At 71.7% G+C, this 19,475-nt stretch carries 15 protein-coding genes and 3 pseudogenes; 12 read left to right on the plus strand and 6 right to left on the minus strand.

Annotation, left to right across the window (positions count from 1 at the left end; translation table 11 throughout):
• Positions 1-55: 55 nt before the first annotated feature.
• Positions 56-1,516, minus strand: coding sequence for an MFS transporter (locus FRANEAN1_RS20420; protein ID WP_041254472.1), 1,461 nt, complete (start codon positions 1,514-1,516; stop codon positions 56-58).
• 283 nt (positions 1,517-1,799) lie between these two features.
• Between FRANEAN1_RS20420 and FRANEAN1_RS20425 the strand changes: the two genes are divergently transcribed.
• Complete coding sequence (locus FRANEAN1_RS20425; protein ID WP_020461721.1) at positions 1,800-2,276, plus strand: MarR family transcriptional regulator; 477 nt, start codon at positions 1,800-1,802, stop codon at positions 2,274-2,276.
• Positions 2,277-2,325: 49 nt separating this feature from the next.
• Here the strand turns inward: FRANEAN1_RS20425 and FRANEAN1_RS20430 are convergent, their stop codons facing one another.
• Entirely contained in the window at positions 2,326-3,015 is a 690-nt protein-coding gene (locus tag FRANEAN1_RS20430; protein ID WP_157472727.1) for a class I SAM-dependent methyltransferase, read from the minus strand.
• 308 nt (positions 3,016-3,323) lie between these two features.
• On the opposite strand from FRANEAN1_RS20430, the gene FRANEAN1_RS20435 reads away from it, so the two are divergent.
• From FRANEAN1_RS20435 to FRANEAN1_RS20445, 3 genes are all read left to right on the plus strand, one after another.
• Positions 3,324-4,007, plus strand: a complete 684-nt coding sequence (locus FRANEAN1_RS20435; RefSeq protein ID WP_020461723.1) for a hypothetical protein — start codon at positions 3,324-3,326, stop codon at positions 4,005-4,007.
• A gap of 171 nt (positions 4,008-4,178) precedes the next feature.
• Complete coding sequence (locus FRANEAN1_RS20440) at positions 4,179-4,790, plus strand: sigma-70 family RNA polymerase sigma factor (protein WP_020461724.1); 612 nt, start codon at positions 4,179-4,181, stop codon at positions 4,788-4,790.
• On the plus strand, positions 4,787-5,665 hold the full coding sequence (locus FRANEAN1_RS20445) for an anti-sigma factor (protein ID WP_020461725.1): 879 nt from the start codon (positions 4,787-4,789) through the stop codon (positions 5,663-5,665). The genes FRANEAN1_RS20440 and FRANEAN1_RS20445 overlap by 4 nt, the downstream gene beginning before the upstream one ends.
• 28 nt (positions 5,666-5,693) lie before the next feature.
• Here the strand turns inward: FRANEAN1_RS20445 and FRANEAN1_RS20450 are convergent, their stop codons facing one another.
• A complete protein-coding gene (locus tag FRANEAN1_RS20450) occupies positions 5,694-8,051 on the minus strand; it encodes a PAS domain-containing protein (protein WP_157472728.1) in 2,358 nt (785 codons plus the stop codon).
• A gap of 276 nt (positions 8,052-8,327) precedes the next feature.
• Here FRANEAN1_RS20450 and FRANEAN1_RS20455 point away from each other — a divergent pair, with 276 nt between their 5' ends.
• Positions 8,328-9,269, plus strand: coding sequence for an aminotransferase class IV family protein (locus FRANEAN1_RS20455; RefSeq protein WP_020461727.1), 942 nt, complete (start codon positions 8,328-8,330; stop codon positions 9,267-9,269).
• A gap of 28 nt (positions 9,270-9,297) precedes the next feature.
• Positions 9,298-10,611, plus strand: coding sequence for a nickel pincer cofactor biosynthesis protein LarC (gene larC, locus FRANEAN1_RS20460; protein WP_020461728.1), 1,314 nt, complete (start codon positions 9,298-9,300; stop codon positions 10,609-10,611).
• Between the two features lie 575 nt (positions 10,612-11,186).
• Here the strand turns inward: larC and FRANEAN1_RS20465 are convergent.
• Positions 11,187-11,393: a hypothetical protein gene (locus FRANEAN1_RS20465; RefSeq protein WP_020572307.1), complete on the minus strand. Its 207-nt coding sequence runs from the start codon at positions 11,391-11,393 to the stop codon at positions 11,187-11,189.
• Positions 11,394-11,754: 361 nt separating this feature from the next.
• Between FRANEAN1_RS20465 and FRANEAN1_RS39255 the strand changes: the two are divergent.
• Positions 11,755-12,116: pseudogene (locus FRANEAN1_RS39255) on the plus strand (hypothetical protein); the annotation flags it as partial.
• Here the strand turns inward: FRANEAN1_RS39255 and FRANEAN1_RS43770 are convergent.
• A pseudogene (locus FRANEAN1_RS43770) lies at positions 12,107-12,264 on the minus strand (MerR family transcriptional regulator); the annotation flags it as partial. The pseudogenes FRANEAN1_RS39255 and FRANEAN1_RS43770 sit on opposite strands and share 10 nt — an antisense overlap.
• Between FRANEAN1_RS43770 and FRANEAN1_RS20475 the strand changes: the two are divergent.
• Positions 12,211-13,461: an ABC transporter substrate-binding protein gene (locus FRANEAN1_RS20475; RefSeq protein WP_020461730.1), complete on the plus strand. Its 1,251-nt coding sequence runs from the start codon at positions 12,211-12,213 to the stop codon at positions 13,459-13,461. The pseudogene FRANEAN1_RS43770 and the gene FRANEAN1_RS20475 sit on opposite strands and share 54 nt — an antisense overlap.
• A gap of 254 nt (positions 13,462-13,715) precedes the next feature.
• On the opposite strand, the gene FRANEAN1_RS20480 is transcribed toward FRANEAN1_RS20475, so the two are convergent.
• Complete coding sequence (locus tag FRANEAN1_RS20480; protein WP_347176687.1) at positions 13,716-15,281, minus strand: ABC transporter substrate-binding protein; 1,566 nt, start codon at positions 15,279-15,281, stop codon at positions 13,716-13,718.
• A 944-nt stretch (positions 15,282-16,225) separates the two neighbouring features.
• On the opposite strand from FRANEAN1_RS20480, the pseudogene FRANEAN1_RS39265 reads away from it, so the two are divergent.
• From FRANEAN1_RS39265 to FRANEAN1_RS20495, 4 genes and pseudogenes are all read left to right on the plus strand, one after another.
• A pseudogene (locus tag FRANEAN1_RS39265) lies at positions 16,226-16,381 on the plus strand (alcohol dehydrogenase); the annotation flags it as partial.
• Positions 16,378-16,995: an SDR family oxidoreductase gene (locus FRANEAN1_RS20485; RefSeq protein WP_020461733.1), complete on the plus strand. Its 618-nt coding sequence runs from the start codon at positions 16,378-16,380 to the stop codon at positions 16,993-16,995. The pseudogene FRANEAN1_RS39265 and the gene FRANEAN1_RS20485, both read left to right, overlap by 4 nt.
• A gap of 107 nt (positions 16,996-17,102) precedes the next feature.
• Positions 17,103-18,152, plus strand: coding sequence for a LacI family DNA-binding transcriptional regulator (locus FRANEAN1_RS20490; RefSeq protein ID WP_020461734.1), 1,050 nt, complete (start codon positions 17,103-17,105; stop codon positions 18,150-18,152).
• A 58-nt stretch (positions 18,153-18,210) separates the two neighbouring features.
• A complete protein-coding gene (locus tag FRANEAN1_RS20495) occupies positions 18,211-19,398 on the plus strand; it encodes a cytochrome P450 (protein WP_020461735.1) in 1,188 nt (395 codons plus the stop codon).
• Positions 19,399-19,475: the final 77 nt, after the last annotated feature.

Here is a 19,475-nt window from a genome sequence, read left to right on the forward strand (position 1 = left end):
GATCCGGGTCCGGATCGTGAGGCCGGCCGGCGGCTGTCAGCTGTAGCGGAGGTTGTCAGCTCTGCTGGAGCTGCGCGCGCGGTCGGCCCGTCTCACGCGGGGCCGCGACAGCCGGGACGGGCACCTCCCGCGCCCCCCGGCCGGGGATGAACAGGCCCATCAGCACGGCGGCCGCCGCCGCGCCCGCGCCGAGCGCGAACACCGCGTGGAAGCCCGCCAGCGACGGAACCTCCCGGCCGCCGAACGTGATGGTCATGTTGGCCAGCATCACCCCGACGATGGCAGCCGACGAGGAGGTGCCCAGCGAGCGCATCAGGGTGTTCAGACCGTTGGCCGCCGCGGTCTCGGTCGCCGGCACCGCGGCCATGATCAGCGACGGCATGGATGCGTAGGCCAGCGCCACCCCGATCCCGCCGATCACCGCGAGGAGCACGACCTGCCAGACCGAGTGCATCACGAACAGGCCGATCAGGTAGCTGACCCCGATGATCGCGGAACCGAGCACCAGCGTCGTCTTCGACCCCCACATCGCCGACACCCGGGCGGTGAGCGGCGAGGCGAGCATCATGACCACCCCGAACGGGGCGAAGCACAGCCCGGCGACGACCATCGACTTGCCCAGCCCGTAGCCGGTGCCCGCGGACAGCTGCAGGAACTGCGGGATGACCAGCCCCATCCCGTACATCGCGAAGCCGACGACGACCGAGGTCAGGTTGGTCATCAGCACCTGACGGCGGGCACTGACCCGCAGGTCGACCACCGGGGAGGCGTGGCGCAGCTCCCACGGGCCCCACAGGGCCAGCACCGCGAGCGCGGCGAGCACCGTCCCCAGGGTGGTGATGGACGTCCAGCCCCAGGTGCTGCCCTTGGAGATCGCCAGCAGCAGGCAGGTGATCCCGGTGCCGAGCCCGAGCGCCCCGACGACGTCGAAGCGGCCGCGGACGTCGCGCACCGGCGACTCGGGGACGACCCGCCACAGCATGGCGAGCACCAGCACGCTCAGGACGGTGGCCGTCCAGAAGAGCACGTGCCAGCTGAAGTTCTGAGCGATCAGCGCCGAGGTCGGGACACCTAGCGCGCCACCGATGCCGAGCGAGGAGCTCATCAGCCCGAGCGCGGAGCCGAGCCGCTCGGGCGGCAGCTCGTCGCGCATGAGGCTGATCCCGAGCGGGATCAGCCCGGTGGCCAGCCCCTGCAGCCCGCGGCCGACAACCATCTGTGGCAACGACGTGCTCAGCGCGCAGACCAGCGAGCCGGCGCCGAGCAGCCCCACGCTGCCGAGCATGATCCGGCGCTTGCCGTACATGTCACCGAGCCGCCCGGCGACAGGCGTCGCGACGGCACCGGCCAGCAAGGTGATCGTGACGACCCAGGTCGTGTTGGACGCCGAGGAGTCCAACAGGTGCGGGAGCTGCGGAATGATCGGCACGACCAGGGTGTGCATGAACGACGCCACGATGCCCGCCACGGCCAGCGCCGCGGTCAACAGGCTCGGGCGCGGCGCGGTCGGTCCCATCGGTGCCGTCGACGCCGGGCCCGCCCCCGGTTCGGCCGGGTCCGTGCGAGCTCGCGCCATGGCGGTACTCCGATTCGACGAAGGTGGTGCGGGCTCGACGAAGGTGGTGCGCGGCGGCGGCGACGCCGGGACAGACTGCCAGGCCGAACGCCAGCTCAGGTGTTTCCTATATGCATGCTACACACAATATGGTTTATACACATCCTGTCGTCACACCGTTAGACTGGGAGAAAGGTCACGGTCCGCCGCCGCTGGTGCGCGCGGACGTCCAGCGGAGGCCCGGGTGCACGACAGTCTGCGCGACCTGGAGCGGGAGCTGATGCTGCTCGCCAGGCACCACATCGCGCCCAACGCCGCGAGGCGCGGGCGAACGCGTCACCTCGACCGCTCCGCCTATCTCCTCCTCAGCCGCCTCGAGGCCCAGGGCCCGATGACCATCGGCCAGCTCGCCGAGGCCTTCTCCCTCGACGTCTCCACGGTCAACCGCCAGACCGCCGCGGTCCTCCAGGCCGGCCTGGCCGAGCGCATCCCCGACCCCGACGGCGGCCTCGCCCGCAAGCTGAGCATCACCCCCGAGGGAGCCCGCCGCGTCGCCGACGACCGCGCCTTCGTCATCGGCGAGCTGAGCGGCCTGGTCTCCACCTGGTCGGAGGACGAGTTACGCCTGTTCGCCAGCATGCTCGAGCGCTTAAACACAAGCATCGAAACCAAGGACGGCCAGCGCCCCTGGCCACGCTCCGCTTCCGTCCCCGGCCGCTGACCGCAGGGGCGCGCCGGTGGCACCCACTCGAACAGGTGAGACTCCGCCTCTACGACCTGGGCTTGCGCGCCACGCCGATGACGTGCGCGCTCGTTCCGAGCATCGAGGGTTCGGTCTCGGTCAGACGGATGACTCGGAGGAGATCGGCGGGGTCGGCCATTCGCTGCTCGAGGTCCCCCAGCAACCAGGCGAAGCCCTCGACGGCGACAAGGCGGGTGTCCTGGTAGCCGGCGAGATCCAGCTCCCCGCGCAGTTCCTCAGGGTTGTGGAAATACGCCCAGAAGGCGCCGTCGGTGTGGCGTCCCGGATCCTGACTGAGGCCGGTGCGTAGGTTGCGGTCAAAGTCCTCCCAGACCCCATCGCTGTCGAGCAGGCCTTTCTTCGTCGCGTCCAGGACCCAGGCGTGCCGGGTGATGACCTCAACCAGGACAGCACCACCCGGCCGAAGAACACGGCTTGCCTCGCGCAGCGCCGCGGCCCGCTCGTCCGCCTGGACGAGGTGGTAGAGCGGGCCCATGAGCAGCACGACGTCGGCCGTCTGATCGGCAACCGGCAGACTGCGGGCCTCACCCCGCTGGACGCGAAACGGCGCGTGCTGTTGCGACCGACAGCGGGCCTGCGCCATCTCGACGTGGCGGACGACCGGGTCGACGAGGAGCACGTCGTAGCCGCGTTCGGCGAGGTGCGCGGCGTGAGTTCCCGGGCCACCGCCGACATCGACGACGACGAATTCGATCATGACCCAGACCGGGCTTGACACCGGCCCCGGCTGCCGCGCGGGGTGGGCGGAAGGCTCGGGTTGGCTCGGGGGTGCCGCGGGGCGGGACCGAACGTCCGTCCGACTGGGACCTTCGTCGTTGCTCCGGCGACAAACGATTCGGGCCGGGCGAGTTCCGTACCGGCCAGACTCGAGGCACGCAGGCCGGACGGCGCCATCGACCCGGCGGACCGGCACAGGCCCAGCACAGCCACGGGGAAATGTCGCCGTCCGGCGATCGCGCGGTCACCCGAACAGGTGGACGCACCGGACCATCGGAGGACGACACGGTGAGCGAAGACAGCACGGCTGGTACGACTCCGCTGCACCTGCGCGGCCGCGACGCGGTCATCGCCGCCTCCACCGACGCACGGTGGCGTGACGGGGCCCCGCCGGACTACCGCTTCTCCCGCGAGGTGATGCCCGGGGAGCGCACCGTCCACCACACGCCCGGCTCCCTCGCCGACGTCGTCGAGCAGCTCGTGCAGGTGTTCGAGATGGAGCTGTCCTACAAGAGCGATCCCACCCAGTGGGTCAGCATGGTCAGCGACCGGATCCGGGTCAGCATGAACGGAGGACCGGCGGCGGACAGCGCCGAGCTCACCGAGCGGGGCAGCTACAACGTCCTGATCGGCGAGAACCCCTACTACTCGGCCACCGCGGAGACCTTCGAGTCCTCCCATGAGACCTTCCACCGGGCGTTCCCGGGCGGGTTCTTCTGGGAGGTCCTCGAGGTGTACTCACCGCCGCCCGTGATCGCCTTCAAGTGGCGGCACTGGGGCACCTTCGCCGGTCCGTACCAGGGGCACCAGCCGACCGGCGAGCGGATGGAGCTGTTCGGCGTCACGGTCGCCCGCTGCGCGCCGGACCTGCGTCTGCTGGCGGTGGAGAACTTCTACGACAACACCACGTTCCTGGGACGTCTCGCCGGTGCCGACGAGCCGGGGACGGCCGGTCACCCAGGGCGCGCCTAGGCACCACGCCTGTCCCCGTCGCCATCCCGCGTCGCGCCGTCCCCAGCGTGTCTGCGCAGGTAGGAACGCTTCCAGCCGCGATGGGACGAGAATGTCCGCGCCGGGACCGATCCGCGAGGTCCGCGGCGACGAACCCCGGTCGAGTCATTGGTGACGACGCGATGGGGAGTCATGGAAGCCGACCAGATCCAGGCGGCGGCGCTGCGCGCCCTGCCCGGTACCGGGGACGGCGTTTGCGGGCCGACCCCGGAGACGCTACTGGCCCGCACGGGCCGCGGGGACACCGACGCGTTCGGTGCCCTCTACGACCAGCTCGCCGCACGCGTGTACGGACTCGTGCGCCGGGTCGTACGCGACCCGGCGCAGGCCGAGGAGGTCACCCAGGAGGTCTTCGTGGGGGTGTGGCAGGAGGCGCCGCGGTTCGACCCCGCCCGCGGCAGCGTCACCGGGTGGGTCTCGACGATGGCGCACCGCCGCGCGGTCGACCGGGTCCGCTCCGTCGAGGCCCAGCGGGCGCGGGACGTCCGGGTCGCGGCCCGGTCCACCGCACGGCCGCACGACCAGGTCGCCGAGCAGGTCGAGACCAGGCTGGAGCACGAGCGGATCCGCGGCTGCCTGGGCGACCTGACGGCCACCCAGCGCGAGTCGATCACACTCGCCTACTACTCCGGCTACACCTACCGCGAAGTCGCCGAACTGCTCGAACTACCCGTCGGCACGGTCAAGACCCGGATGCGTGACGGGCTGAGCCGGCTGTCGGACTGCATGGGGGGCCGGTCATGACCGCCGACGCACACTCTCTCGTCGCCGCGCGCGCGCTCGACGCCGTCGACCCGGCCGACGCCGCACTCGTCGACGCCCACCTCGAGCAGTGCGAGTTCTGCGCCGACGAGCTCGCCCACCTCTCGGCGGCCACGGAGCATCTCGCGGCGATCGCCGCCGAGCAGCCGCCGCCGGGCCTGCGGGCGGACATCCTCGCCGTGATCGCGATGACGCCGCAGTTCCGCCCGCGCGTTCCCACGGACCAGGCCGCTCCACCCACCGGCCGACCTGATCAGACCGGTCAGCACGACGGATCCGCCCGGCTCGGCCAGGCCGGGCTCGGTCGTGCTCGGCCCACCCCCGGTCTGCCCGGCCGGGGTCGGCGGGGCGGCCCCGCCGGGCGGCGCCGGCGTCCGGGCGCACGTCACGCGCTGGTCGGGGCCACCGCCGCCGCCGTCCTCGCGGCGGGAGCCGCCCTGGGGACCGTCACCATCAACCAGCGGGCCGAGCTCGCTGACACACGCGCCCAGGTCGCCGACGCCCAGGCCCTCGCGGCCTCCGCGCTCACCGTGGCCGACTCGGCACCGGTCGCCGGGGGTGGCCAGCTGACCATGGCGAACGCCGGCAACCTGGCGGTCGTCTCCGCGCGTGACCTGCCGCCGCTCGATGCCGGGAAGGTCTACCAGCTGTGGCTGGTCGGGCCGGCGGGAACGCGCTCCGCCGGGCTGACGGCCGGCAACTCCAGGTCCGCCGACTGGGTCGTCGGCAACGTGGGCGACGCGGAGAAGGTCGCGCTCACCGTCGAACCCGCCGGCGGGTCAGCGCAGCCCACCACGGATCCCGTCGGCGCCGTCGCGCTCAAGGCCCACCAGAGCGCTGGACGCAAACAGGGCTAGGCAGCCGGGCCGACAGGCCGGGACGGGATCAGGCGCCTACCGGTGTCGGCTGGAGTTTGAAGATCGTGCGACGGATGTCGTCGATGGTGGAGTCGAGTCCGGTGATGGCCGCGTTCAGGCGGGCCGCGGTCACGTCACCGACGGCCCGCGTGAGCGACTGCAGGTGCAGGCCGATCGCGAAGAGCCGTTGGATGACGAGATCGTGCAGGTCCCGGGCGATGCGCTCGCGGTCCTCGAAGACCGCGAACCGGGCGCGTTCGCGGTGTGCCTCGGCCAGTTGGAGGGCCAGGGCGGCGTCGTTCGCGAACGCTCCGGCCAGCTCGGGGTCGTTCCCGGCGAACGGGACGCCCTCGGTGCTGTTACCCAGGACCAGCGCGCCGAGGGGCTTGTCCGCGACGACCAGCGGGATGACCAGCGCCTCGCGAAGCCGCGGATCCGGCGGGATCGGCGGCGCCACCGCCATCGGGCCGTCCGGTCCCTTCGCCGCGGACCCGTTTCCGCGTGGTTCCGGCCGGGCGTCGGTGGGTCCGGTCAGGGCGACCGGGCCGCTCCAGGCGTCGGTCGCGTCGAGATCGCCCACGTGCACGGGACGTCCGGCCAGGAACTCGGGACGGTTCTCGGCCGCGTCGAGTGCGAGCGCGAGGCTGTGCAGGATTTCCGGGTCGGAGTGGCGGTGGGGGGCCGAGTCGACCTCGGTGGCGACCAGGTTGCCCGCCTCGTCGGGTAGTGCCACGGCGCCGACGTCCGCCGAGGTGACGCCGCGGGCGAGCGAGGCGAGCAGCATGAAGGCCTGCTGGGACTGGCCGGCCACCAGCGCGCCGGCGGTGATCTCCGCGCTGGCCGCCAGCCACGCGCGGCCGCGCTGGGCCTCCTCGTAGAGCTGCCGCGACCGGCGCTCGGCGCGGTCCCGGTCGATCGCCGCGCCGAGGATGTTCGCCACGGACTGGAGGAAGCGTGACTCCTCCCCGGTGAAGCGGCGCGGCCGTGTGCTGGCCGCGGCCAGCACGCCGAACGGTGACCGGGCCGAGCCGATCCGGGCCGCGAGCGCCGCCTGCGCGCCTCCGGCGTCGGACCACCCGCTGCGCAGGTGTGGACGGGTTCCGAGGTCGTTCGCCACGACGGGCTCGTCGACGCCGAGCGCGAGGTGGACGAGTGAGCTCGCCTCGGCCGCCAGCGTGCCGGTCAGGTAGATCGGGCCGGTGCCGAGCTGCGTGGGCGCGGTCGGCGCCGACGGGTCGGTCAGGCGCGCGAGATGCCCGGGATCGGACGCACCGGCCCCCGGCCCGCCAGCACCACCGGCGGCGCTGGTGGATGAACCGTTGGCGGATCCGTCGGGCAGACCGGCGCGCTCGGGACCGTCGGCCAGGCTCGCACCGTCGGCCAGGCTCGCCCGGTCGCCGTCGGGTTCGCAGCGGATCACGTCGCAGACGGCGACGTCCAGGGTGGTGGTGACCAGACCGACCGCCTCGGCGAGCAGGGTCGGGATGTCGAGATCTGCCAGCGCGCGCTGCCCGAGCCGGGCGAGCCCGGCCTGCTGGCGCTCGGCCCGGCGCAGGTCGGTGATGTCGGACAGGACGAGCGCGGCCATCTCCTCACCGCCCTGGTCGAACGGGATCACCGAGGCGCGCAGCGCCCGGCCGGTGCCCCGCTCGCCCGCCAGCTCGAGGTCGCCGAGCTGTGCCCGACGAGTACGCAGGGCGAGCGCGACCAGGCCCCAGTCGCCGCCGAGGGAGCGTGTCTGCCAGTCAGCGGGGTGCAGCAGCTCGACCAGCCGGTCGAGCGGGTCCCCGGGAAGCAGCTGCGCGCCGACCAGGCGGTCGACGACCGGCGAGCCGCGGCGCAGCCGCAGGTCGCGGTCGTAGACGGCGACGCCCGTCAGCAGCTCTTCGGGGTCGGTGCCTGCGGTGATCAGTTCCAGCAGCGTGGCATGCTCCCCGACCGCCTCGGCGCCGAGCCGGGAGTCGGTGACGTCGAGGATCGTGCCGGTGTTGCCGAGCACCTCACCGGACGGGCCGCGCAGCACGTTCGCGCGGATCTGTACCTGCCGGTAGCCACCGTGGCGGGTGCGGTAGCGGGTCTCGTGGTGGCAGTGGTCGGCGCCGCCGTGCACCACGCCCATGAACAGCGCGGTCGTGTACTCGACCTCGTCGGGGTGGACGTAGTCGAGGAAGCGGGCGCCCAGGCTCGGGCCGACGTCGTAGCCGGTGAGGGTGGTCCAGGCCCGGTTCAGGTAGGTCCAGCGGCCCTCCGCGTCGGTGCGGAACACCACCTCGCTCAGGCTGTCGAGGAGGTTCGCCGCGGACGTCTCCGCGGCCGCCGCCCGGCCCGGACCGCTGCGTGACCAGGGCCGGGTCGTCGGGTCGGCATGGCTTGTCTCGGACGTCACCGGGCCCCCATCCATCACGGCTGCGATCATCACCCGCACCCCGGCCGGGGGCACGGGCGATCTTCCTAGGACTGACACCGTACGCGGTGCGGGTGACCGCCGCTGCTGGAACAACATCCTCCCCGGAGCACTTCGCCGGCCCTCATCCGGGGGACCGTTCCCCCAGCCGCGACCCTGTATCCGCAACCGGCGCAATCCTCGCGCCCGGGCGGGGGCCGCCGACGGATCCCGGCGGCGCCCACCGAAAGCCCGATCCGGCGCGGAGAGATCGCTACCGTGGGTTCCGTGGACACGACACCGCTGACGCACGTCGAGGTCGACGGCCACCCCGCGGGCGTGGACGACCTGCGCCACCTCGCCCTGGCCAACGACGGCCACCTCACGACGATGCAGGTCCGGGCCGGCCGGGTCCGGGGGCTGGCACTGCACCTGCGTCGGCTGGACCGCGCCAACCAGGAGCTCTACGGCACCTACCTGGACGGCGGCCTGGTCCGCGACCGGATCCGGCACGCGCTGGCGACCACCCCGGCCCCGCACGGCCCGGCGGAGAGCGGCGACGCGACCGTGCGGACGGTGGTCTTTCCCACCGGAACGGGGTCGGTCTCGATCCTGGTCTCGATCGGCCCGCCGGCCGAGCCCGCCGCCGGCCCGCTGCGGCTGTGCTCGCTGCGCTACCAGCGGCCATTCCCGCACATCAAGCACGTCGGCAGCTTCGGGCAGATCCACTTCGGCCGGCTGGCCCGCGGGCGCGGCTTCGACGACGCGCTGCTCGTCACCGGGGAGGGCCTGGTCTGCGAGACCACCGTCGCCAACATCGGTTTCGTCACCGCGGCGCCGGCCAGGGTGATCTGGCCGGACGGCCCGTCGCTGGTCGGCGTCACCATGGCGCTGCTCGACGAGCGGCTGCGCCCCGGGGCCACCGCCGAGCCCGTCGCACATCAAGTCCCCGCCGCGGCGACCGCGGCCGCGGTGACGGCGCCCGCCACCGCCACCATCACGCCCGCCGCCGCGGCCGGAGAGGAGCGCGGCCCGCTCCTCGAGTCCCGGCGGGAGCCGGTACGGCTGGCGGACGTCGGCCACTTCCGGGCCGCCTTCGTCGCCAACGCGCGGGGGATCGTGCCCGTCGACCGGATCGACACGACACCGGTCCCGGTGGACGAGGCGGTGCTGGCCGCGCTGCGCCGCGCCTACGCCTCGGTGCCCTGGGACGAGATCTGACCGTCGGCCGCCGGGCGATGATGGGGGTATGACGGGCAACACGTCCACCGGGGTCGTCGGCTGGCTCGACGCGACCGGCGGGATCAGCGGCGACATGCTCCTCGGTGCCTGCCTGGACGCCGGGGTCGACCTGGCCGTGCTGCGGGCCGCCGTCGCGGCGCTGCGCCTGCCCGACGAGGTGCGGCTGGACGCGCGGACCGTGCAGCGCGGGGGGCTGCGGGCGTCCCAGGTTCTGGTGCGGTGCGCGCCGAGCCCGCACGCGCGCGGGCTCGCCGACGTCCTTGGGCTGCTGGATGCCGCCGACCTCGACCCGGTCGTACGGGCCCGGGCCGCGGACGTGTTCCGCGCGCTGGGGGCCGCCGAGGCGCGGGTGCACGGTCGTCCCATCGAGCAGGTGCACTTCCACGAGGTCGGCGCGCTCGACAGCCTGGCGGACGTCGTCGGCGCCGTCGCCGGCCTGCACGCGCTCGGGATCGACCGGCTCGTGTGCAGCCCGATCTCGCTGGGCGGCGGGCGGATCAGCGCGGCGCACGGGGCCATCCCGTTGCCCGGGCCGGCCGTCCTGGAGCTGCTGCGGGCGGCCGGGGCGCCGGCGTCGGGCGGCCCGGTGGAGACCGAGCTGGCGACGCCGACCGGGGTGGCGCTCGCCGTCACGCTCGCCGAGGAGTTCGGTCCGATGCCGCTCATGCGCACCACGTCGATCGGGCTGGGTGCCGGCGGGCGGGATCTCGACGGGCATCCGAACGTGACCCGGCTGGTCGTCGGCCGGGCCGACCTGGCGGGGCCGGCGGCGGCGCACGGGGCCCGCCACGGCGACAGCGTCGTGCTGGAGACGAACGTCGACGACCTGGACCCGCGGCTGTGGCCGTCGACGCTGCGGGCGCTGCTCGCCGGCGGCGCGGCGGACGCCTGGCTGACCCCGATTCTGATGAAGAAGGGCCGGCCCGCGCACGTCCTGTCGGTGCTGTGCGAGCCCGCCGCGGCCGACCGGCTGCGACAGGTGATCTTCAGCCACACGACGTCGATCGGGGTCCGCGAGCACACGGTGACGAAGTCCGCGCTGGCCCGCCGCGAGCTGCGGGTGGCGGTGGCGGGCGGGGAGGTGCGGGTGAAGGTCGCCTCGTCGCGTGGTGCCGTCGTCAACGCCTCGGTGGAGTACGACGACGTGGTCGCGGTGGCGGCGGCGGCCGGGCTGCCCCCGAAGGTGGTCCTGGACCTGGCCCGGGCGGAGGCCGCGCAGGCCCACTCCCCCGCAGCCCCCGGGAACGAGTTTCCGACGGTCGAGCACCCCGGGGCCCACGGGCACGGCCGGCCGGGTCAGCCGGGCCGTCCGCCGGGCTGACGTCCCGGCGGCTCGCCCGGCCCTGCCGATCCGTCCGAACTGATCATCCGGCCCGGCGGATCGCCGATCGCGAGGTCGGCGATCCGCCGCGGGGCGCCAGGTCAGACGGGGCTCAGCGGTGCTGGCCCGAGGTTCCGTGCTGGCGGGGCTGCGTGGGCCGGCGGCGGGCCGGCCGGGTGCGCGGGCCGTCGTGGGGCCGCGGCCGCACGGCGGCTGCGGGGACGGGAGCGGGAGCCGCGGGCTCCAGATCCATGTCCTCCGGCGCCGCCGGCGCGAAGCGCCCGAAGTCCGGCGCGTGGAAGGGGTGGTTCGTCGGCGGCGGAGGCGCCTGCCGACGCAGCGGCCGTACCGGCTCCGCTGCCGAGAAGAGAGGGAGCGAGATCGTGTCGATGAGAGGTCACGCTTTCGGATGGGGTCGCCGTGACGAACGGCGAGACGGGCAGAAAAAGATCATGAAGTGTCACCGTCGGGCGGACACGCCCTCCGGTGGCGACGCGTCCCTTCGGGACCGCCTGTGTTCCCGCGTGCGGGAACCGTCCCTCGGCGGGCAGGCGCCTGTTCGCGCCCGCACGGCCTCAGAGGTGGGACATCCCCTCGAACGGGCTCGGTATGCGTTCCTGCCGGGACCCGAAGTCGACGAGGACGGCGGCCGTACCCTCGACCCGGGTTACCCGGCCGAGCCCGTACGCGTCGTGTACGACCCGGTCGCCCTCAGCGAACTGAGGACACGGCGGGATCACGGGAGCCTTGAACGGACTGGTGGGCAGATGGCGTCTGGGCACCGCTGACTGGCTCATCACCGCAAGTATGCAACGGCAGGGCGAGACAGGCAGCTCGCAGGGTCCGCCACGCGGGCGGTTGACGCTCCGCCGGGGCCATGCCCGGGCCTGATCTGGGGGTACATTGCCGCACCATCCGTCCATTAGCCCCGGCTTACCCGGGATGTACTGACACCGGACGTGATCGTGCAGGCAGTCCGCTGTACTCGACGGTACGCCCCCGCGGGCCGGAGCGTCGAGGACCGTACCCTCGAGACGGAAGCGCCGCCTGACGGGGCCGCTCAGGAGGCCTGCCTGCCGCGGCGCCAGTACCCGCAGAAGGAGATGTCCTCAGCGGGGGGCGGAACCGGACCAGCTCCACGAGCTGCGTCCGCGTTCCTGGTTCGCGGTGTTGCGGCGCACGGTCAAGGAGTTCAAGGACGACGAGCTGCCGGACCGGGCGGCCACGCTCACCTACTACGGTGTTCTGGCGATCTTCCCGGCGCTGCTGGTCCTGGTGTCGCTGCTCGGCATGGTCGGGAGGTCCGGCGTGGAAGGTCCTGCCGCCGAGACTGGCCGTGACGGTGATGCTCATGGTGCTGCTCGCGGCGAGCGCGGTCATCGTCGTGTTCTCCGGCGGCCTCGCCGACCAGGCGGGGAAGGCGCTCGGCCTGGGCAGCGCGGCGTTGACGGCCTGGTCCTACGAAGTGGCCGATGCCGGTCCCACTCATGATCTTGACGACGATGCGGCAGGCGGCGTCGATCGCGGTGCCCTGATCGACGAGCTCACGGACGCGGGCGGCGATCCGCAGCTGACAGCGGGAGTAAGGTCGCGTACTCGATGGCCGAGTCCTTCGCGCTGAAGCTCCGTCCGGACCTGGCTTTCTCCGACGGCACCCCATTCGACGCCGCGGCGGTGAAGTTCAACTGGGACCGGCTCAAGGACCCGGCCAGCGCCTCGCCCAGCGCGACGGAAGCGGCGATGGTCGCCTCGGCCGAGGTAGTCGACGACGTCACCCTGAAAGTCACGATGACCACTCCCGTGACCGCGTACACGCAGGCGATCGTCGGCTCGGCGATGAACTGGATCGCCTCACCGGCGGCCCTGCAGAAGGGTCAGCAGGCCTTCGACGAGAGCCCTGTCGGCGCCGGCCCCTTCACTCTGCAGAGCTGGACCAGGCAGGCCGAGATCAGGCTCGTCAAGAACCCCCGCTACTGGGACGCACCCAAGCCCTACCTCGCCGGCATCACGATGCGCGCGGTGCTCGACGCCGACCAGCGTTACAACACCCTGATCAGTGACGGCGCCGATGTTGCCGTCGAGACGAACTGGATCAACCTGGCCAAGGCCGAGAAGGCGGGTCTGCCGACCGACCTCCTGCCGCTCAGCGGTGGCTACTTCATCGCCCTGAACACGCGCAGAGAGCCGTTCAACGATATTCGCGCCCGACAGGCCGTGGCCGCGGCACTCGACATCGATGCGCTGAACCTCGCCGTCTACAACGGCGAAGGCCAGGTGGCTGACACGCTGTTCACCAAGAACTCCCCCTTCTACTCGGACAAGCCACTGACGACCGTGGACCAGGCGAAGGCCCAGAAACTCTTCGACGAGCTGGCCGCCGAGGGCAAGCCCGTGTCCTTCACGTTCTCCACCTATCCGTCCAGCGAGAACAGGGCGATCGCGGAGAACGTCCAGGCCCAGCTCGACAGCTTCAAGAACGTCAAGGTCGAGGTCGCGACCGTCGACTACTCGCAGGTCGGCGCGATGCGCACGACCCACGACTTCGACGCGATCGTATCCGCCGCGGCCTTCCAGGACCCCGAGCCGCGGCTGTTGGCGAACTTCACCGGGAACTCGCCGGCGAACATGCCCGGCCCCGTGGACCCGGAGCTCGACAAGAATCTGCTGGCCGGCCGGACCGGAACGTCGTTGGAGCAGCGTAAGGCGGCCTACGACGCGGCGCAGGCGCGGTTGACCGAGGCGATGCCGGCCATCTTCCTCACCCGGTCGGCGCCTGCCGTCATCACGGGCAAGAACGTGGGCGGCATCGTGCAGTACGGCGCGGGTTCCCTGCTACCCGAGGATCTGTGAATCGCGAAGTAGCCCAGGACCCCCGTCGCGGCGTCCAGGAAAACGCCGTGTTTCTCTGACCCGGCGTCACCTCGACGCGCCAGAACCGCCAGCGGATCATCCGCGCATGCGTCCCACGTGACGATCAGGTGCCAGGCACATTCCTGTGCCTGGCACCTGTTTCCCGTCGAAAATCTCTCCGTTCGATCTTTCCCCAGGATCTCGAGATCTCAGCACCCGGACTGAGTCGTCAGGTCGACGTCCGGGGCGGGCGGCTACTTCTGGATCCAGAGTTCCTCGGGCAGGAGCGAGCCGAGGCCGTACTGCACGAGGCCGCCGACGTCCTTGCCGGCGATGGCGCCCGGCTCCGCTCGCGTGAAGAAGACCACCGGGGCCAGCTCGGTGAGGCGCTGCTGGACCGTGTCGTAGGCCTTCTCGCGGTCCTGTTCCGATGTACCTGTCCGCCCCGCCAGCAGGGCGTCGTTGAGCGCCTTGTCGGCGATCCCGGACAGGTTCGCCGGCGAGTCGCCGCTGAAGGCCGTCCACAGCCGTGGTTCGGGGTCCTGGAAGAACGCTGACGACGTGGTCGCGTCGAAGTCATGCGTCGTGCGCAGCGAGACGACGTCGGCAACCTCGATAATCTTGACCTGGACCTTGACGTTTTTGAACGTGCCGAGCTGGGCCTGGATGTTCTCCGCCGTCGTCCTACTCTCCGAGGTGGGGGCGGTGGAGACGGCGAAGGACACCGGCTTGCCTTCCGCGGCCAGCTCGTCGAACAGTCGCTGGGCGGTGGCCTTGTCCGCCTTGCGCAGCGGCGTGTCCGAGTAGAAGGGCGAGGCCTTGCTGAACAGCGTGTCGACGGGTGTGCCGGTTCCGTTGTAGGCGGCGAGGTTCAGCGCGTCCAGGTCAAGTGCCCCGGCGACGGCCTGCCGTGCGCGGACGTCGTCGAACGGCGCCCTGCGGGTGTTCATCGCCATGAAGAGGCCGCCGCTGAGCTCCAGCACGGTGTTCGGCAGGCCGGCCTTGTCGGCCTTGTCGAAGTTGACGGGATTCGACTCGACGGCGACGTCCGCGCCCCCGGTCTGCAGGGTGTTGTAACGCTGGTTGGAGTCGAGCGCGGCCTGGAAGGTGAGGGTGTCCAGGTACGGCTTGGGGGCGTCCCAGTAGCGGGGGTTCTTGACCAGCTCCATGGCGGCCTGGCGGGTCCAGCTCTTCAGCGTGAACGGGCCGGCGCCGATCGGGGCGGCGTCGAAGGCCGCGGTGCCCTTCCGCAGCGCCGCGGGCGAGGCGATCCAGTTCAGTGACGAGGTGACGACGGACTGGGCATACTTGGGCACCTGGGTGACCATCGTGGCGGTCAGCGTGACGTCGTCCACCACCTCGGACGAGGCGATCATCGACGCCTCCGAGCGGTGGGGAGAGCCGGTGGCCGGATCCTTGACCCGATCCCAGTTGAACTTCACCGCTTCGGCATTGAGCGGAGTGCCGTCGGAGAAGACCAGCCCGGGCCGCAGCTTCAGGGTGAAGGTGCGGCCGTTGTCCGTCGTGGTGAAGGACTCGGCCATCTGGTAGCGGATCTCGCCCGCCTCGTCGTTGGTCATCAACGTTCCGTACAGGGCGTTACCCACGACACCTGTGCTCGCATAGGCGTTGCCGATCGTCCCCGGGTCCAGGCTGCGGAGATCGCTCAGTGTCAGGATTCGCCCGTGGCCGCCCGCCACTGGCTTGCCGGAGGCACCCGCGGACGGGCTGGCGGAATCGCCACCTCCGCCACAGGCCCCTAAAAGAAGGGCGGCGCAACATGTAACAGCCGTGGCCAGTAATCGTGTCCTGCGACGCATTGTCGGACCTTCCGTCGGCGTTCAAAGGTGGCATGGAAGTGGAATGAGAAAATAGAGGGCTGCCGGTGGGTGATTCCTTCTCGCGGTCGCGGCGAGCTTTTCAGAGTGTGATCCGCGAAGCGGAACCACGGCACAGGACAATCCGACAGCATTACTGACCGACAGACCCCGGACCCCGATTGCAGCCGCGCAACAGCGAGCGCCACGCGGCGCAGCGTCCCCTCGAGGACGAGCACGGTTGGTTCGCCAGCCACATCCCCTGGCTGACGAGCGCTGTCAGGAAGTGAGATCGGCTTGGCCGACGCCCCTCACCCGTTGAGGACGGGATCAAAGCACCCGGGACTGGGCGACGTCAACCGCCTGCGCCTGCGGTCAGCCGGCTGACCTCAGGCGCAGGCAGGCGTCGCGGAGCCAGCTCGGCCGCCCCATCGTCGCGAACGGGCGACCGGTGGGCAGCCACAAACGGTGACAGAGAAGTCACAGGACCACCCCGTTCCATCTTGACAGTATGCGAGCATCGCCCGCATACTCACCGACTAATGAGCGACCACTAGTCGCATAAGGAGGGGGTGTGCGGCCACGATTACCGCCTCGACCGTCCGGTGCCCGCTGGCACGGTCCTGACCGCCGGCCCAGGAGGCCGGCACAATCCCGCGACCGGCGCTGCCGCTGCACCCCCAGCCGCATGAGCCGGCCGGCCCGCTCCGTCGCCGATCGGCCCACCCGGGATGTCGGGCAGCTCGGCCGATGCCCCTCCCACCTCGGCGCCGCGCAATCGCACTGAGAACGACGCGCCCACCATCCGCACGACCGACCAGACAAGCGTCATGCCTTCTCCCGACGCGGGCCCTCTGATTCGCGCCGCCGAAGTATCGCTGGCTGGCCCCGAAGGGTTCCCGCCGCACGGTCCTCGTGGTCGGCGGCGCGACCGGCATGGGTGCAGACGTGAAGGGAAGGATGCGGCAGCCATGCTCGCCGACAGTCCCGAGACCGCTCGCAGACTGATCACCCACCGGTTCCCGGTCGAGGACGCAGTCGAGGCGTTCCGGGTCGCCGCCGACCGCAAGGCCGGAGCGCTGCGGGTGGTGGTCGAACCGTGACCTCCGTGGGCATCGTGACGGGCGCTGGCCGCGGGATGGGCGCCGCGTGCGCCGCGCAGCTCGCCGACCAGGTCGACGTCCTCCTCCTCGTCGACCTGAACGAGGAGCTCATGACCGAGACGGCGACGGCCCTGACGGGAGCCGGCCGTCGGGCCACGGTCGAACTGTTCTCGTTGGACATCGCCGACGCCGGCGGTGTCGCACGGCTGGCCGCCCGCGTCTCCGAGCTGGGCACGCTGCGTTCCGTCGCGCACGTCGCCGGCATCTCCCCCACGATGGCGGACTGGCGCCGAGTGCTGGACGTCGACCTCGTGGGCAGCGCGAGGCTCACCGACACCCTGTTGCCACTCGCGACCGCGGGCACGGCGATCGTGTGCTTCGCGTCGCTCGCGCCGCTGCTCACCGCGGCCACCGTGGATCCAGTCCTGGACGCGGTGCTGGCCGACCCGCTCGCCGCGGATTTCCTGGACCGGCTCCGGGCGGCTGCCGGACCTGCGATCGAGGACTCCGGAGCGGCCTACACCCTCTCGGACGCGGCGAGCTTCGTCAACGGGATCGACATTCTCGTCGCCGGAGGCGTTCGTGCCGCCCTCCTCGGAACACCCGGCCGATAGCCCGCGACGGAGAGGTGACACGTGTAACGTACGGCCACAGTTACACGTGTAAATCGATCATGCCCGCGGACCGCCAGGGCCGTGGGACGAGGAAGGGTGGTCGAGCTGTGCCGCTCGAGGACCGACGGGGCGAAGGGCTGCCGGGCCCGGCCGCGGTGCCGGAGCCGGCCCGGCCCACCAGCGCGGATGTGGCCCGGCGCGCCGGTGTGTCGCGGGCAACGGTCTCCCACGTCCTCAACGGCACCGACCACCCGGTCAGTGAGCAGACCCGGCAGCGGGTCCTGGCGGCGGCGCGGGAGCTTCAGTACGCCCCGAACGCGTCGGCGCGGGCGCTGCGCGCCGGGCGCAGCAACATCGTCCTGGTGCCCATGTCGCGGTCGACGACCGTCCCCGGCCAGGACAGGTTCCTCGAGAACCTCGACCGGGAGCTCGCGAAGCGTGACCTGGTCCTGCTGATGCACGGCGACCGCACCACTACCGGGATGAGCGGAGCCTACGCATGGGCCGAGCTTCGGCCCGCCGCGGTGTACGTCAACGTGTCCCGCGGTACCCGGACCGCCGTGGAGCTGCTGCGGCGTGCGGGCGTGCGGGCGATTCTGCTCACCGGCGTCCCGAGCGTGACCTACGCGCCCACCGTGCCCCTCGATCCCGCCGCGGTGGCCAGCCTCGCGACACGGCACCTGCTCACCCGGGGCTGCCGGCGCCTGGCCTGCCTGGTGCCCCATGGGGCACTGGCGGAGGTGCCCGAGCGGCGTTACGACGCGGTCCTGCAGGTCGCGACAACCGAGAACGTGCCGGTCGAACGGGTCGACTGCGAGTTGTCCCCGGACAGCATCGCGGCCGTGGTGGACCGATGGCGCGATCCGGAGCACCGACCGGACGCCGTGTACGCCAACAGCGACCAGTTCGCCATCCTGCTCATCGACAAGCTGCGCGATGCCGGCCTGGAGGTTCCCCGGGACATCGCGGTGGTCGGTTCCGGCGACCACCCGCTGGGCGCCGCGCTGCGGCCCGCGATCACCACCACCACCTTCGACGTGCCGGCGATAGCGCGGGTGGTCGCGTCCTCGATCCGACGGCTACTCGACGGACAGGACCTGGACCCGGACATGGCGGTCGCCCTGCGACCACACCTGATCAGCAGGGAGTCCGGATGAGGATCTTTCCCGCGCGCGACCAGTGCGTCCCGGGACCGACGATGAAAGGACCCACCCTGTGACGGACGATCTGTACTGGGACCCGTTCGACAAGGAGATCGACGTCAACCCGCACCCGCTGTGGAAGCGGATGCGCGACGAGGCGCCGGTCTACCACAACGAGAAGTTCGACTTCTACGCGCTCTCCCGCTTCACCGACGTCGACACGGCCCACCTCGATCCCGCGACCTACAGCTCCAAGTACGGCACGGTCCTCGAGCTCATGAAGTCGGAACCATGGGACACCGGCCAGATAATCTTCATGGACCCGCCCACGCACACCACCCTGCGCGTCCTGGTCTCCCGGGCCTTCACCCCGCGCCGCGTCGGCGGTCTCGAGGGCGTCATCCGCGACCTGTGCGCCGAGCTGCTCGACCCCCAGGTCGGCGGCGGCGGGTTCGACTTCGTGCAGGACTTCGCCGCCCAGCTCCCCTCGCTGGTCATCTCCCAGCTCATCGGCGTCGACCCCGCCGACCGGGAGGACGTCCGCAAGATGATCGACGGGACGTTCTACCTGGACCCGGAGAAGGGCATGTTCAACGAGACGGCCATGGCGGCCACCGCCAAGTTCCACGGCTACCTCAACGGGCAGATCCAGGAGCGGGTCAAGAACCCCCGGGACGACATGATGACCGCGCTCACCCAGGCGGAGATCACCACCGACGACGGCACCCGCCGGCTCAGCCTCAGCGAGGCCACGGACTTCACTGCGCTGCTCGTCTCGGCGGGCACGGAGACCGTCGCCCGGCTGCTCGGCTGGGCCTGCGTCCTGCTGGCCGCCCACCCCGACCAGCGGGCCGACCTGGCCGCCGACCCGTCGCTGCTGGGCGGCGCCGTCGAGGAGACGCTGCGCTACGAGGCGCCGTCCCCCGTCCAGGGCCGCGTCACCACCCGCGACGTCGAGCTGCACGGCACCGAGATCCCCGCCAAGTCCAAGGTCCTGCTGCTCACCGGCTCGGCCGGGCGTGACGACCGCAAGTACGACGACCCGGACCGCTACGACATCCGGCGCAGGTTCGACAGCCATGTCTCCTTCGGGCACGGCGTGCACTTCTGCCTCGGTGCCGCGCTCGCCCGCATGGAGGGACGCATCGCCCTGGAGGAGACCCTGCGCCGCTTCCCGACCTGGGACGTCGACCACGGCAACACGGTGCGCCTGCACACCAGCACCGTGCGCGGCTACGAGGAGCTGCCGATCATCGTCTAGGTGTCGCGCCGGGCCCCACGCCTTCGGCGATGCCCGACCCAGGTCAGGGCATCGCCGTAGTCGGGAGACCCGCCAGG

The organism is Parafrankia sp. EAN1pec (assembly GCF_000018005.1).
Lineage (GTDB): Bacteria > Actinomycetota > Actinomycetes > Frankiales > Frankiaceae > Parafrankia > Parafrankia soli.